Source organism: Winogradskyella sp. J14-2, from assembly GCF_001971725.1.
Lineage (GTDB): Bacteria > Bacteroidota > Bacteroidia > Flavobacteriales > Flavobacteriaceae > Winogradskyella.
In genome coordinates this window covers 303,660-319,264 of sequence record NZ_CP019388.1, presented here as the reverse complement: position 1 = coordinate 319,264, position 15,605 = coordinate 303,660, and the positions used below count along the sequence as shown (strand labels likewise).

At 33.6% G+C, this 15,605-nt stretch carries 14 protein-coding genes; 9 read left to right on the top strand and 5 right to left on the bottom strand.

The genetic code is table 11. The features are described from left to right. Positions 1-84 precede the first annotated feature (84 nt). On the top strand, positions 85-651 hold the full coding sequence (locus tag BWZ20_RS01565) for a biopolymer transporter ExbD (RefSeq protein ID WP_076615334.1): 567 nt from the start codon (positions 85-87) through the stop codon (positions 649-651). Here the strand turns inward: BWZ20_RS01565 and BWZ20_RS01560 are convergent. The 4 genes from BWZ20_RS01560 to BWZ20_RS01545 all read right to left on the bottom strand — a co-directional run bounded on the left by BWZ20_RS01560 (position 648) and on the right by BWZ20_RS01545 (position 6,402). Then, positions 648-1,037, bottom strand: coding sequence for a 3D domain-containing protein (locus BWZ20_RS01560; protein ID WP_410529705.1), 390 nt, complete (start codon positions 1,035-1,037; stop codon positions 648-650). The genes BWZ20_RS01565 and BWZ20_RS01560 overlap by 4 nt on opposite strands. 413 nt (positions 1,038-1,450) lie before the next feature. Beyond that, positions 1,451-3,763 (bottom strand): T9SS type A sorting domain-containing protein, encoded by a 2,313-nt coding sequence (locus BWZ20_RS01555; RefSeq protein ID WP_076615329.1) that lies wholly within the window; start codon positions 3,761-3,763, stop codon positions 1,451-1,453. Between the two features lie 228 nt (positions 3,764-3,991). Further along, positions 3,992-4,174, bottom strand: a complete 183-nt coding sequence (locus tag BWZ20_RS01550) for an Hsp20/alpha crystallin family protein (protein ID WP_076615327.1) — start codon at positions 4,172-4,174, stop codon at positions 3,992-3,994. Between the two features lie 227 nt (positions 4,175-4,401). Next, positions 4,402-6,402, bottom strand: a complete 2,001-nt coding sequence (locus tag BWZ20_RS01545; RefSeq protein WP_076615324.1) for a thiamine pyrophosphate-dependent enzyme — start codon at positions 6,400-6,402, stop codon at positions 4,402-4,404. A gap of 142 nt (positions 6,403-6,544) precedes the next feature. Between BWZ20_RS01545 and BWZ20_RS01540 the strand changes: the two genes are divergently transcribed. From BWZ20_RS01540 to BWZ20_RS01520, 5 genes are all read left to right on the top strand, one after another. After that, positions 6,545-7,495, top strand: coding sequence for an isopenicillin N synthase family dioxygenase (locus BWZ20_RS01540; RefSeq protein ID WP_076615322.1), 951 nt, complete (start codon positions 6,545-6,547; stop codon positions 7,493-7,495). Then, a complete protein-coding gene (locus BWZ20_RS01535) occupies positions 7,495-7,824 on the top strand; it encodes a translation initiation factor (protein ID WP_076615320.1) in 330 nt (109 codons plus the stop codon). Before BWZ20_RS01540 ends, BWZ20_RS01535 begins: the two co-directional genes overlap by 1 nt. Before the next feature lie 5 nt (positions 7,825-7,829). Continuing rightward, a complete protein-coding gene (locus tag BWZ20_RS01530) occupies positions 7,830-8,771 on the top strand; it encodes a DUF1835 domain-containing protein (RefSeq protein WP_076615317.1) in 942 nt (313 codons plus the stop codon). Beyond that, a complete protein-coding gene (locus BWZ20_RS01525) occupies positions 8,761-9,633 on the top strand; it encodes a nucleoside phosphorylase (RefSeq protein ID WP_076615314.1) in 873 nt (290 codons plus the stop codon). The genes BWZ20_RS01530 and BWZ20_RS01525 overlap by 11 nt, the downstream gene beginning before the upstream one ends. 81 nt (positions 9,634-9,714) lie before the next feature. Further along, positions 9,715-10,572 carry a substrate-binding domain-containing protein gene (locus BWZ20_RS01520; RefSeq protein ID WP_076615312.1) on the top strand — a complete coding sequence of 286 codons (858 nt, stop codon included), beginning with the start codon at positions 9,715-9,717 and terminating at the stop codon, positions 10,570-10,572. Between the two features lie 346 nt (positions 10,573-10,918). On the opposite strand, the gene BWZ20_RS01515 is transcribed toward BWZ20_RS01520, so the two are convergent. Further along, positions 10,919-11,593: a uracil-DNA glycosylase gene (locus BWZ20_RS01515; RefSeq protein ID WP_076615310.1), complete on the bottom strand. Its 675-nt coding sequence runs from the start codon at positions 11,591-11,593 to the stop codon at positions 10,919-10,921. A 148-nt stretch (positions 11,594-11,741) separates the two neighbouring features. On the opposite strand from BWZ20_RS01515, the gene BWZ20_RS01510 reads away from it, so the two are divergent. The 3 genes from BWZ20_RS01510 (at position 11,742) to BWZ20_RS01500 (ending at position 15,381) form a co-directional block, all read left to right on the top strand. Then, positions 11,742-12,551, top strand: a complete 810-nt coding sequence (locus BWZ20_RS01510; RefSeq protein WP_076615308.1) for a prohibitin family protein — start codon at positions 11,742-11,744, stop codon at positions 12,549-12,551. Between the two features lie 181 nt (positions 12,552-12,732). Then, a complete protein-coding gene (locus tag BWZ20_RS01505) occupies positions 12,733-14,898 on the top strand; it encodes an endonuclease MutS2 (RefSeq protein WP_076615306.1) in 2,166 nt (721 codons plus the stop codon). 60 nt (positions 14,899-14,958) lie between these two features. After that, positions 14,959-15,381, top strand: a complete 423-nt coding sequence (locus BWZ20_RS01500; protein ID WP_076615304.1) for a thiol-disulfide oxidoreductase DCC family protein — start codon at positions 14,959-14,961, stop codon at positions 15,379-15,381. Positions 15,382-15,605 lie beyond the last annotated feature (224 nt).

Genomic DNA, 15,605 nt, shown 5'->3' with positions numbered 1-15,605 from the left:
TTGGAATGAATTGTTAATAACCTTTAACAATATTGGTACTGTTATTGTGTATTAATAAAGAATAACATTTTAAATATTTACATTATGAAATCATTTCGAAGACATTCTGCGACGGTCAACGCAGGATCTATGGCAGACATTGCTTTTTTGTTACTCATTTTCTTTTTGTTAACGACGACCATTTCTGCTGATAAAGGCATTTTAAGACAACTACCAAGCGATTGCCCTAATATTAAAGACTGTAAGGATAATATTAATGAACGTAATATTCTACGTATTAGCCTTAACGGGAAACAAGAAATTTTTATTGAAGACCAAGTGGTACAGCTTAAAGATGTAAAAACCATTGTAAAAGCATTTGTTGATAATAATGGAGGGGCTGATTGTGATTATTGTGCTGGCGAAAAACGGTCAATTTCATCAGATCATCCTAAAAAAGCGGTTATTTCGTTGAGTCATGATGCATTAACAAAATATCAATTGTTCATTTCTGTACAAGATGAAATTACAAAAGCGTATTACGACTTAAGAGCTCAATATATAAAACATAAATTCAATAAAACACCTAGTGAAATTACTGATGAGGAATTTAAAGCTGTAAAAAAAGCATATCCTTTTATAGTTTCTGAAGTTATGGTGAAACGAAATTAAAGCAATGTGTCATTGCCTTTGATGCAATACGCAATGTTTACCTTTTTTTTGCCCCATTTTTTAGCTTTTCGCACATCGTTTCCCATGTAAATATCTATACGTTTTCGCCAACGTCTATTCATTTTATCTTTAACAGTAAAGAGACTATCAAAGCCTTCGATTTTTACTTTAGTGTTATGTACCAGACCAGAATCTAATAAATCTCTAGATACGGCTATATATCTTAAACTGGGTTTAAGACTATCACCAAAAGCAGTAATGCTAGGGTTTGAATTTGTTTGGTATGCTAATGAATTGTATGCAGTAGCAGTTACAACAAAGGATTTTGAAAAACAATCCTCTTTTTTATGGGTTTTGCAATTATGCAAACTGAGAAATAATATCAATAATAAAACGCTCACTTTCATACACTAAAGATAATAAAACGTTAAAATATGTTAAACCGCTACCATGTTATGCAAAGTACTGTAACAAAACTATTTTATAGTCGTCTATTTAGTGTAATCAATTAAAAAACAATAAATCATGAGAACATTAAACAACAATCAATTAACAAGTACAACAACAGAAACAAGAAGTTACACTTGGAATAATAAAAGACGTTATAGATAATAACGTAATTCATCAATCATTAAATAAAATCAATTATGAAAGCCTTATCAAGAATTGTTAATACATCTCACAGTTTAGATGATGACTTAGAGAACATTAAGATGTAAAAAACAATCAATCAAACTTTCCAAAAAAAAAAAGTCAGTTTCATTTTTGAAACTGACTTTTTTATGCTTAAAGATTAACTCTAGTTTTTCATTATCTTTTTAGTAAATGCACTAGTTGCTGTAGACAACTTTACAAAATAAACACCAGATTGATAGCTTGTCATATCTATAACACTAGTATTATTAGGCGCTAAATCTCCTTTAGATACTACCTGTCCCATCATATTGAAAACTTCATATTTTAAGTTTTCAGTTGTCTGTTTTACCGTAATATTTAAGTTATCATTAACAGGGTTGGGATAAAACGAAATATTGTTTTCTAAACCATATTCATCAATACTTAGTGGGTTTAGCGCATTAAATTGTACTGACTCACTGCTTCCAAAATCACCACCAGTAATGATAATATTTCCGTTCTCATCTTGTAAATTATAGGTACCATTACCAAAACTACAACAAATACCATCTCCATAAGAATCAAATATTGTAAACACATAACATTCGTCAAACGTAGGGATGGTTATCGTCTCTTGATACGTAGTAAAATCTACATAAGGAGTGTTAGGACCATCTGCTACAATAGTTCCGTTGCTGTCCAACAATTCCCAAGAGGTTTCACCTGCCCAATCATCAGTAGTTAAATTAAAAATCACTGTGTTGGTTGAGTATTCTGGAGAAACATCAAAACTGTGAGTAAAGTTGTCGTTTGCCATATTCTCGTCTGCCACACCATTTGGATTAGACACAGATATATTTAAAATATGGTTTCCAACTGATAAATTTCCATAAGTTGGTGTTGCTACTACAGCCTCTTCACCAGTTAATAAAGAGCCTGTCCAGTTTACAACTGTATCTGCTCCAGCATCAAAACTATATGTAATAATTGCTGAGGTCAATGGTAGGTTTCCTCTGTTTACAACAGTTATTTGAGGAGTAAAATCAGCACCACATAGTTCAGCTTCTAAGCCTGGCCCACCGTTTACAGATGCATCGTTATCAAATATTTGAATCGCAGGAAAAATATCTAAGGTCTGTACACCAGTATTTCCTGGATCTAGCCAATCGCTCAATCTTGAGGACGCAGTGCTACCAAAGCTCCATGCCACATCAAAACGCCCATAAAAATCAACTCCACCATTATTGGACGTTCCAGTACAAGCTGCTGAACCACCAGAAAGTACACCAATTAAATGCCCTACTTCATTAAAAAGTCCTGAGCCAGACGAGCCTGGTTCTGTTACTCCTAATTCCCACTGATCTATAAACCACATTTGTGTATTTGGATTACCACCAAAATTAACAACTTGTCTGTAGGCTCCATCATCTTCTCTACAGGTTTTCTGAATATCACCACTTGGATGGTGAATACCAAAATTTACGGTAGGATTATAGGTTGTTGATCTGTTCCATCCAGACCAAACCACATCTGGATTGTTGTTAAAAAAACTAGCATCTGTAATTTCAACCAAAGCCATGTCAGACTGAGAGCTATTTGCTCTTAAAATGGCACCACTAACCGTCTGGTCGAAAGAACCATTTGGACTATTAGCTGTAGTACTACATGAGGGATTAGGACTTCTCCAATTAAATCGGAACGCCCAACCTGGATTAAAGCCGCAATGATTGGCAGTTATAAAATATGGAGTACCATCGTTGTTGGTGTTATTTATTAAAGTACCAGAGCAAATCCCAGTTCCACCTCCAACTGTAATCATGGCTGAAGCACGTTTTACCTCCTCTTTCCTTGTATTAAGTTGAAAAGGATCTGAAGGTGGTGTAATATCGCAATCTACGTCTTGATTGCAATCGCCCGAATCGCCAAGTCCTTTTTGATAGGTCTCTGCGGTACGGTAACCATGTATTACAGAACCTACAGTAAGTCTCGCCTGACCAACTACATTTGCAGGTTCGTAATATTCTATCCAAGCCTGATCGCCATTAACCATCCATGTGCCCAATACATCGTCGGGATTGTTGTTGTGGTGCGTAAATGGTCTTAATAGATCATCTTTTTGGTCATTGTATACATAAAGTGTTGCACCCTCTGGTATCCAAAATTCATCAAACATAAAGTTTAATGTATATGCGCCTTCAGATTTATATGCCATTCTCCAAATACGATCACCGTTCTCTAAAGTTGTCCACTCACCAACAGCATTAAAATTATGATCTACATAAATATCGTGACCAAAGCGCCAAGGCTTAGATTTATCTTTATCATTGATTTTGTCTTCATCCTGTAGTTTCTTAAGATTAAAAGATGGTAATTTATAAGGCTTAACCGTTTTTAAATTATTCTTAAACCAACTAGGAGGTTTAATATCATTAGGGATTTGTTGGGCAAATGTGAAAGACATAAAAAGCGCTAACACAAAAAGTAATTTTAGTCTCATAACTCTATTTTTATTATTAAGAATTGTTAAAAATAAATGATACAATGACTAAATCAATAAAATCAATTAACTATTTTTTAACAATCGACAAAAAACATATTTTATCGATGAAACAATACAAAACAATAAATATTAAAGTTTTAAAGGAATTAATAGCTATTGTTTAAAAATTATCAAAAAAAAAGCCAGCATTTGTTAGTCGGCTTTGTTTTAAAGATACTTAGAATGTTAAGAAATCTTTATCTGTTTTAAAGGGTTTTTACATTTTCGTGTTTTGGCAACAACAGTTTTAAGAATATCATCTTTATACATTGCCTTTATTTTTTCAGTTCCTACCGTTTCAGGTAAAGTCAATGAAGCGTAACCAAACTCACGTCTCGGAAAATTTTGGGTAGAGCTTTCTATTTTCATTACTTAATTCTCTGGTAGTGGATAGCATTAGATTGTCTAAACAAACGTCAAAATCCAATTCTTTTTAAAACAGGCACCGCCATTTCTACTTCATACTTTTCGTTTTAAAATCTAAATTAGACATTACAGTTTTTAATAAGCAGAAAAGCAAGTGCCAATAAAAATTAACTGAAAAAACTTTCAGAAATACTGACAATTTTTAAGTTAATCATATGTTTTACAATAATTTAGTATTCTAAAAGCTGAATTAAAGCCTTTTCAAACTTTCCTTTGGCTAAATATTGTTGTTCTAGTTGCGGTGCAAATGGAATAGGTGTTTCCAAGCTTGCGACACGTTTAACGGGTGCATCCAAATATTTAAAACACGCTTCCATTATTAGTGCAGAAATATCACTTGCTATGCCCCCAAACATACTATCTTCTTGTAAGATAATAGCTTTACCAGTCTTTTTTACCGAATTAATAATAGAAACATTATCTAAAGGCTGTAGTGTCCTCAAATCAATTAAATCTGCAGATATATCAGTATTGTTTTCTAAAGTTTCTAAAGCCCAATGTACACCTGCGCCATAAGTTATAATTGAAACATCGTCACCTTCTTTTAACAATACTGCTTCACCAAAAGGCAACGTGTAATAATTTGTTGGTACATCTTGTCTTATGCTTCTATAAAGAGCTTTATGTTCAAAGAACAGCACAGGATTTGGGTCGTTTATTGCTGTTGCCAATAGGCCTTTTGCATCATAAGGAAACGCAGGATAGACTACCTTAAGACCTGGTGTTTTAGTAAACCAAGCTTCGTTAGTTTGTGAGTGAAAAGGACCCGCAGCCACACCTGCACCACAAGGCATCCGCACTACGACGTCTGCATTCTGTTTCCATCGGTAATGTGATTTTGCTAAGTAATTAACTATAGGATTAAAACCAGATGTTACAAAATCAGAGAATTGCATTTCTACGATAGCCTTCATACCAGCGATAGACAGACCCATTCCCGCTTCAACAATTGCAGATTCACAAATAGGTGTATTTCTAACTCTGTCTTTACCAAACTGTTCTACAAAACCTTCAGTAATTTTAAAAACACCTCCATACTCAGCTATGTCTTGTCCCATAATCACCAAGTCTGAGTGCTTTTCCATAGATTGTTTTAAACCTTCAGAAATCGCATCAATTAGACGTTGTTCTTTTAATTCATTATTTGGTTTAAATTCCTCATAATTAAATGATTGATACACATCATCTAATTCAACACTTTCATTGGGTGTTATTTCAGCTTCTGCATATGCAGATTCAAGAGAAGCGTCAATTTCAGCCTTAATTTCAGTTACATATTTATCATCAATTTCAGCAGAAAGGATCTTTTTACTGAACAAGTAGCTTCTAAAGTTTTCAATAGGATCTTTTGCTTCCCACTCTTCCATTAATTCCTTCGGAACATATTTTGTACCACTGGCTTCTTCATGACCTCGACGTCTAAAGGTTTTAAACTCAATTAATATTGGCCTTGGTCGTTTTCTTATGCTCTCTGCTAACTTTTTAACTTTAGAATAGGTCTCAATAATATTGTTGCCATCTAATATAAAAGACTCTATACCATATCCTTTGCCTCTATCTGCAAGGTGTTTACAGAAATATTGCTCATTTGTTGGTGTTGATAAACCGTAGCCATTATTCTCAATACAGAAAATTACTGGCAGTTGCCATACCGAAGCAACATTTAATGCCTCATGAAAGTCACCTTCACTAGTTCCACCTTCACCTGTAAAAACAGCAGTTACTTGTCCGTTGTTTTTTAATAGATTAGCTAAAGCAATACCGTCTGCCACACCAAGTTGAGGTCCTAAATGAGAAATCATACCAACAATATTGTACTCTTGCGTACCAAAATGAAACGAGCGATCTCTTCCTTTTGTAAAACCACTGGCCTTACCTTGCCATTGACAAAATAAACGATGAAGTGGAATCTCTCTGGTGGTAAAAACACCAAGATTTCTATGCATTGGTAATATATACTCGCTAGGTTTTAGAGCCATAGTTACACCTACTGAAATTGCCTCTTGTCCGATACCAGAAAACCATTTAGATATTTTTCCTTGTCTTAGCAATATGAGCATTTTTTCCTCTATAAGTCGAGGTCTCAACATGTTGTAATATAGTTTTAGTAATACTTTATCACTTAGATTGCGCTTATCGTAGTCTATATTGCTTTTTGTTATTGTTGGCATATATTATAATTCTAGAGGTTCAAATGTAAATAAAATGCTTTAATAATAGGGAGTCAACAATATAAATGTCTTCACTAGATATTCACATTTTACGACTATTTAATTACTTTTGTATATTGACAATATTTTAAATAAAATTCCAATGGATAGAATACCTAGCGTAGATTTAAAGGATTTCCTTTCGGACGACCCAAATAGAAAACAAAAATTTATTGACGAAATTGGTAAAGCATATCAAGATATAGGCTTTGTAGCTTTAAAAGGACATTTCCTAGATGATGAATTAGTTGATAGACTTTACACCGAAGTTAAGAACTTTTTTAATTTACCTTTAGAGGTTAAAGAAAGTTATGAAATACCTGGAATAGGAGGACAAAGAGGTTATGTATCTTTTGGTAAAGAAAGTGCAAAAGGTAAAAAAGAAGGTGATCTAAAAGAGTTTTGGCATTTTGGCCAATATGTTGAAGATGATGAAGAGCGAAAAAAAGAATATCCTGCAAACGTTGAAGTAAAAGAACTCCCAGAGTTTAATAAAGTTGGTAAAGAAACGTATCAAATGCTTGAGAAAACCGCGAAATACGTATTACGTGCTTTAGCTTTGCACCTTGGATTAGAAGAAACTTATTTCGATAATTACATCCATAATGGAAATTCTATTTTAAGACCAATTCATTATCCACCAATTACTGAAGAACCTAAGAATGCTGTAAGAGCAGCTGCTCATGGTGACATTAACCTAATTACACTTTTAATGGGCGCTCAAGGGCGTGGCCTGCAAGTGCAGCGTCATGATGGCGAATGGTTAGATGCCATTGCAGAACCAGATGAACTTATGATCAATGTTGGTGATATGCTATCTAGGCATTCAAATAATAAATTAAAATCTACTATTCACCGTGTTGTCAATCCACCCAGAGAACTTTGGGGCACATCACGCTACTCTATTCCCTTCTTTATGCATCCAATCAGTGAAATGAAATTAGATGTTCTAGATAGTTGTATAGACGAAGAACATCCAAAATTATATGATGATATTACTGCTGGTGAGTTTTTAAACGAACGTTTAGTAGAACTTGGACTGATTAAAAAATAATGGATTTACAAGATCAATTAAAAAATCTTTTTCCAGATCATAAGCCTGAGCCTTCAGAAGAACAAACTGATGAGCAAAGTGACATTTGGTTACAGGACGCTCCTATCATTTGCAAATACGAAAAACGTAAAGGAAAACCCATCACAATTTTAGAGGGTTACACAGGCGCTACTGAAGATTTTAAAAAACTAGCAAAAGAGCTAAAGACTAAGCTTAGTGTTGGTGGTAGTTTTAAGGAAGATAAAATCATCATACAGGGAGATTACAGAGATAAGATTATGACCATTCTTAAGGACAAAGGGTTTAAAGTAAAACGTGTTGGAGGTTAATTTTTATGACCCAAAAAATTCTTCATATTACCAATGGTAGCGCTTTAACAGGCTACTTAAGAGAGTTAGATTTTAAAGATGATATTTTAACATGGCAAGAAATGCTGTGCGAGGGTCCAACAATTCCGAAGATCGATTCAAAAGAGTTCTTTAACCTTCGGCGCACATTTTTAAAAGACCACTACAATATCGAAGTTGACGAAAGAGAACTTCAAAAAGAGTTATCTAAACTCGATAATACGGAGAAATATGAAGAAATACACCTTTGGTTTGAATATGACTTGTTTTGCCACATTAACCTATTAGGTGTTTTAAATCTTTTGCATCAGAAAAAAATAAAAAAACCGCTTTATCCTATTTGTAGCGGTCGTGTTGAAGGAGAAAAAAATCTTAAAGGATTGGGCGAACTCACACAAACTCAATTATTAGATCATTACGATAAACGCATAAAATTAAATAAGGAAGACATAGAGCTTGCCATTGCGCTCTGGCGAACCTATTGTGGCAAAGACCACAATATTTTAAAACCCTACATTGTAAAAGAATCTAGTTTTAAATACATGAGTAGCTGCCTAAAAGCACACCTAAAACGATTTCCTCACCAAAAAAGTGGACTCAGTGTATTAGAAGACAACATACTTAGGTTAATTAGAGATAATGATATAAAATCTAGACATCATTTATTAGGTTATAGCCTTAATTATCAAGGCTATTATGGGTTTGGAGACACACAACATCGTCGATTAATAGATAAATTAAGTATCTTTTTTGAAGAAGTTGAAAACAGTTTAAAACTCAACCGAAAAGGCCACGAAGCCTTGCTAAGACAACATAATTTTGCCACTGAAGTTAATAACAACATGACCTACGGTGGTGTAAAACGTTTAGAATTTCAGTTTAGCGTTGACCAGAATAAACTTATTAAGACCATACTACATGTCGATTAAAGACTCAGAATTAATTTTAAATCCAGATGGTAGCGTTTACCATCTAAATTTAAAACCAGAAAATATCTCGGACACCATTATATTTGTTGGAGACCAAGATCGTGTAGAGAAAATAACCAAACACTTTGACAGTATTGAATTCAGCACTCAAAAAAGAGAATTTAAGACACAAACAGGCTATTACAAAGATAGGAGAATAACGGTAATCTCAACCGGAATAGGACCAGACAACATCGATATTGTGCTAAATGAGCTTGATGCTTTAGTAAACATAGATTTAAAAACACGCAAGCCAAAAACACAATTAACAAGCCTTAACATTATAAGAATAGGAACTTCAGGTTCTTTACAAGCAGATATACCTGTAAATGCCTTTGTGATGAGCACGCACGGGCTAGATATTAACGGTATGCTTCATTTTTATCAGATTGATGGCATCAGCAATCCTGAAATTGAAGATGCCTTTATTGCCCATACAAATTGGGACAAAAATAAAGCAAGACCAATTATTATTAACAACAGTAAATATTTGGAAAAATATTTTGAAAGTGATATCATGTTTAAAGGAATGACTGGCACAGCAGGAGGGTTTTATGGCCCACAGGGACGCGTATTACGTTTAGCTTTGCATGATGCCACTTTAAATGCAAAATTAGACAACTTTAATTATAAAGACTTCCGCATCACAAATTTTGAAATGGAAACTTCTGTTATTTATGGATTATCAAAATTATTAGGTCACGAAGCCTTATCTCTAAATGCTATAATAGCCAATAGAGCAACTGGCGATTTTAGTAAAAGACCTAAAATTACGGTTGAAAAATTAATAGTTTATGCATTAGAACGCATAGTAAATATTTAAAATATTGTGACACTAAGCCTACTGAAATGGCAAAACAAAAAAGTATAATTTAATGATATACCACATTTTTGTGGCATTAGTATGAAGAATGTAAACATAGGTGGAGTACCAGAACATTTTAATCTAGCATGGTATTTAACCCTAAAAAACGGTGAGTATAAAGCAGAAGGCATAAATCTGCGTTGGCACGATTACTATGGCGGCACAGGAGATATGTGCAAAGGACTCCGTTCTGGAGCTATTGATATTGCTGTAATTCTTACAGAAGGAATAATAAAAGATATTATCGATGGTAATCCTTCACGCATAGTGCAAACATTCGTTGAAACACCTTTAATTTGGGGAATTCATGTTGCAAAAAAATCAGCGTTTAAAACAATTAATGATATCAAAGGAACAAGAGCTGCCATTAGTAGATATGGCTCTGGTTCACACTTAATGGCATATATCAATGCAAAAAATAACAACTGGGATTTACAAGATGATCTTAATTTTGAGGTTATTAAAAATCTTGATGGTGCTGTAGAAGGTCTAACCAGTGGTGATGCTGATTATTTTATGTGGGAAAAGTTTACTACTAAACCTTTGGTAGACGACGGTATATTTAGACGCGTAGGAGAATGCCCTACACCTTGGCCATGTTTTGTAATTGCTGTAAGAGAAAACTTTATAAAAAACAATGAAAACGATCTAAAAACTATTTTAGAAATCATAAATACAACCACTGTAGATTTTAAATCTATACCTAGTATTGACAAGACAATTTCTAATCGGTATGACCAAGAAATTGATGATGTAAAAGAGTGGCTATCTCTAACCGAATGGTCTCAAGAATTAATAGATAAAAAGACTATTAACAATGTACAAGAACAGCTCTTTGATTTAAATATTATCCCTAGAAAAGCAGAATATGCTGATTTAATACACAACATTCACTAAAAAGGTAGCTTTTAAGTCAACAATTTTACAATCTATTTACAGTAAACAAAAATCGCTGAAACACTAGTAAAAGTCGACCAATGGCGTTAATAATTGTTAAATATCATAAAGTTAAATCTTTCACTTTTTGTTCATAACTTTCAGTATTTCAAATTTTTAGTTACATTTGTTTAACCAAATCGACGCTATTAACACAAGAAAAAGATTAATATGATTTTAACAATTACTCTGATTCTATCCTTTTTAGTTGCTGTTAACTTTTTATTATTAATATTCAGTTGCAACAAAACTTCAAAGAAAGTTGAATACAAAAAGCCGCGTATTATACGCACCAAAAAGCCTACACCTACTCTAGTTTCCAATCAATTACAGACTGGCCAGCTTGCTGCAACAGGTAGTTAGTTTTACTAAAGTGCTTATTACCAAACCAATAACCTCTGTTAGCGCTCAATGGGGATGGATGTCCTGTTTCTAAAATTGAATGAGAAGACTTATCAATTAATTTCTTTTTCTTTTTAGCAAAACCTCCCCAAAGTAAGAATACTACATTTTGTTTTTTCTCACTTATGAGTTTAATGACAGCGTCTGTAAATTGTTCCCAGCCCTTATTTTGGTGACTTCCTGCTTGGTGCGCTCTAACTGTAAGTGTAGCGTTTAATAATAAAACACCTTGGTCTGCCCAAGGCATTAGATTACCACCTTTAGGATAAGGTAGGCCTAAGTCTTCTTCAATCTCTTTAAAAATATTTTTTAGTGATGGCGGATGAACAATACCATCATTAACAGAGAAGCATAAACCATTGGCTTGCCCAATACCATGATAAGGGTCTTGACCTATAATAACTACTTTGGTGTTATAAAATGAACAATGATTAAAAGCATTAAAAATCTCCGAACCCTTTGGGTAACAAATATGGTTTAGATATTCATCTTTCACAAACTCCACCAGATTCTTAAAATAAGGTTTATCAAATTCAGAATTTAAATGTTGTTTCCAACTTTGGTCAATAGATACGTTCATAAATACAAATATATACAACCCATACTTAGCGACTTAAAACACATCCATTTTGTTAAAAACCTTCATAAAAAACGAAAGGATCTGTTAATATTAAATTAAACACTAAATAAAAAAGTGACATTATAATTATCTTTAAAATAAAAAAACTATGAAAGTCTACTATTACTTATTCCTGTTCCTGTTTTTGTTTAGTTCGTGTGTTGTCGTACGCCAAGATGAAGTCGCTGTAAAGCGTCGACAAGGAAAACTAATTGGCCAACCAATTACACAAACCGCTAGGATTTACAATCCGTTAGTGGCAACCTACATTAAAATACCCACACGCATTGTTAACCTTAAAATCAATTTGGATATACCATCAAAAGAAGGGTTAACCATTGGGTCGGAAATGTCAATTCTGTATCGAGTAAAATCGAGCGAGGTGACTAACTTGCTTGAAAATGTTGGAATGAATTACGAACAAGAATTAATTGCACCTGTTTTTCGTTCTGCCTTAGCCGATGTAAGTGCTAGGTTTATGGCAAAAGATATGCATACAGGAAACAGAGCTTCTATTGAGGATGAAGTTAAAAGTATGATTAATGCAACGTTAGAGGAAAAAGGTATTGTAATTGAGCAAGTATTGATGAAACGCATTGTTCTACCTCAATCATTATCCATGGCTATAGAACAAAAACTAACCGCAGAACAACAGGCACAACAAATGCAATTTGTACTAGAAAGAGAGCGTTTAGAAAATGAGCGTAAACTTATTGAGGCTGACGGTGAAGCACAAGCAAGTATAATAGCTGCGAAGGGAAAGGCAAAAGCCAATCAAGAACTAAGCGTTGGACTAAATGAATTGTTGCTTCGCTTGCGGGCAATTCAAGCTTTTGAAAAACTTAGCAATTCACCAAATGCTAAAATTATCGTAACTGATGGCCAAACACCATTAATTATCGATGATAAACAAAAATAAAAGCGTTTATAATCAATATTTAAAAATCGCCTAAACTGTTTTAGGCGATTTTTTTATAAGATGACTGAATCATTAGAAAACACTTTTTAAACGTTGTTTTATTCATTATGGGGTTTTCCATGGCATTAGGCATATCGCTACTTTTAACCTAAATTTGCAATTCTAAAATTAAAAAAACCTCATGATACGTATTCATGAAAAAACCCTGAAAGACCTTGAGTTTTTCACGGTTTTAGAACAAATTTCCGAACACACCATAACAGCCTTAGGTAAAGCCGCTGTATTAAATATACGACCTATTGAGGTTGAAACACAATTGCTGCGTGAGTTAGAGTACGTCAATGAATACCTATCTTCTTTTGATAATGATAACCGAATTCCTAATCATGGGTTTGATCCGATTTCAAAAGAAATTAAACTTCTAAATATTGAAAACACTTATTTAGAAGTGGCGAGTTTGCAAAAGCTCGTTAGTATGTCACTTACGTCTAATGCAATTGTTAAGTTTTTAGAAAAGTTTAAAGAATATTATCCAAAATTATATCAATATAGTACCCATATTGAAGTTACCACTGCAATTATAGAACAGGTTGATGCTGTTGTAGACCGCTTTGGTGATATTAAAGATGATGCCTCACCACAGCTTTCTACATTAAGACAAGAAATCGGTAAGCTTAAAGGAAAGATTAACAGTAGTTTTTCATCAGCCCTTTCAAGATATCATGGTTTAGATTACTTAGATGACATTAGGGAATCTGTTGTAGATAACAGACGTGTGCTTGCTGTAAAAGCAATGTACAGACGCAAGGTAAGAGGTGCTATAATGGGAGGTAGTAAAACTGGTAGTATAGTTTACATAGAACCAGAAACGACCTTACAATATACCAGAGAACTCAACAACTTAGAATACGAAGAAAAAGAAGAAGTCATCAAAATTCTGAAGGAATTAACTGATTACATAAGGCTCTTTCTTCCACTATTAAACGATTATCAAACATTTTTAACTAAGATAGATGTCATTTCTGCAAAGGCAAAATACGCTAGAAGCATGAATGGCATATTACCAGAAATAAGCAGTGAACGCAAACTGTTATTAAAAGATGCTTACCATCCACTACTCTATTTAACAAATAATGAAAAAGGTGAGAAAACTTTTCCACAAACAGTGGCATTGTCTAGCGACAATAGAATTATCGTTATTTCTGGCCCAAATGCTGGTGGTAAAAGTATTACGCTAAAAACGGTTGGTTTATTACAAGTTATGTTGCAAAGCGGTATGCTTATTCCAGTTCATGAGCGCAGTGTAGCTTGTCTTTTTGATCGTGTAGTGAGTGATATTGGCGATAATCAATCCATCGAAAATCATCTGAGCACCTACAGTTATAGATTAAAACAAATGAATTATTTTTTAAAGAAAGTCAATAACAAAACGCTTTTTTTAATAGATGAATTTGGTACTGGTAGTGATCCTGAGCTTGGTGGAGCTTTGGCTGAAACATTTTTAGAAGTTTTTTATGAACGAGAAGCTTTTGGAATAATTACAACCCACTACTCTAACTTAAAATTATTGGCTAATGAATTACCACACATGCAAAACGCCAATATGCTTTTTAATGAAAAGAGCTTAGAACCTATGTACAAGCTTGTTACAGGACAAGCAGGAAGTTCTTTTACCTTTGAAGTAGCGCAGAAAAATGGTATTCCATACAGTTTAATCAACAAATCAAAAAAGAAGATAGAACGAGGCAAAGTAAGGTTTGATGCTACAATTGCTAAACTACAAAAAGAACGCAGTAAGCTAGAACGTACTGAGCGCTCTCTAAAAGAAAACGAAAAGAAGAAACTTTCTGAAGCTGAAAAGCTTGAAGCAACTAATGAAAAGATTCAGAAGAAGTTAGAAAGCTTTCAAGAATTGTATGATAGTAATCAACGGTTAATTTATCTCGGACAGAAAGTTAACGATCTTGCGGAGAAGTTTCTTGAAAATAAACGAAAGCGCGAATTGATGTCTGAGTTATTCAGACTCGTACAAATAGAAAATGCTAAGCGCAAAAAAATGTCTGCTAAACAAAAGCGAGCAGAAAAAGCCAAAGAAAAGCAGATAAAACAAGAGGCTGAAAAGAAAGTTGAAGTCATACGTAAAAAGAAGAAAGCTGCCAAAAAGCAAGAAGTGGTTATAGAAAAGCCAAAACCAATATTAAAGGTTGGAGATCGCGTGCGAATGCACGATGGAAAGGCAGTAGGCAATATTGAAGACATTGAAAAAGGTAAAGCAATCGTTAATTATGGTATGTTTACAACTAACGTAAGCCTCAATTTATTGGAACTAGTCCAAGCAAAAAAATAATTGCCTTAAGACCTTGTTAATACCAATCTCAATAACTGTTCTAAACCTTATCTTTGTAATATGGTGAACGGTGTGCCAAAAAATAAGCAACTTATACTTTTTGATGGTGTATGCAATCTTTGCAACAGCAGTGTCTTGTATGTGATTAAACGCGACACAAAGAATAAGTTCTTGTTTGCACCACTCCAAAGCGACATTGGAAAATCTATAACATCTCAATTTAAAATAGACACTAATAAAGTAGACTCTATTTTACTTTATAATCCATTAGAGCAAAAGGTTTATCATAAATCTACCGCAGCTTTGTACGTTGCAAAACAACTTAATTTTCCGACAAAATTAATGGCTATATTTTTTCTGATACCTGCGTTTATTAGAAACTGGGTTTATGACTTTGTAGCTAAAAATCGATACAAATGGTACGGAAAGAAAGATGCATGTATGATACCTACACCTGAGTTAAAAGCTAAATTCTTGATGTAAAAAAGCCTTTTAAAATAAATTCTAAAAGGCCTTCTTCAAATTAACAACTTACTTAAAACTAATTTAACTCAAACAAAATTCAATTCGTTTTGAGGGAAATTCGAATTGGTTAATAGCACAATTTTGTTTACTCAAAAATAAAACAATCAACTTTGTCTAATTGAAAAAACTCGATATAAACCCATTATTATTGTTCTAAATGTTAAAAATGCACATATCTTCTA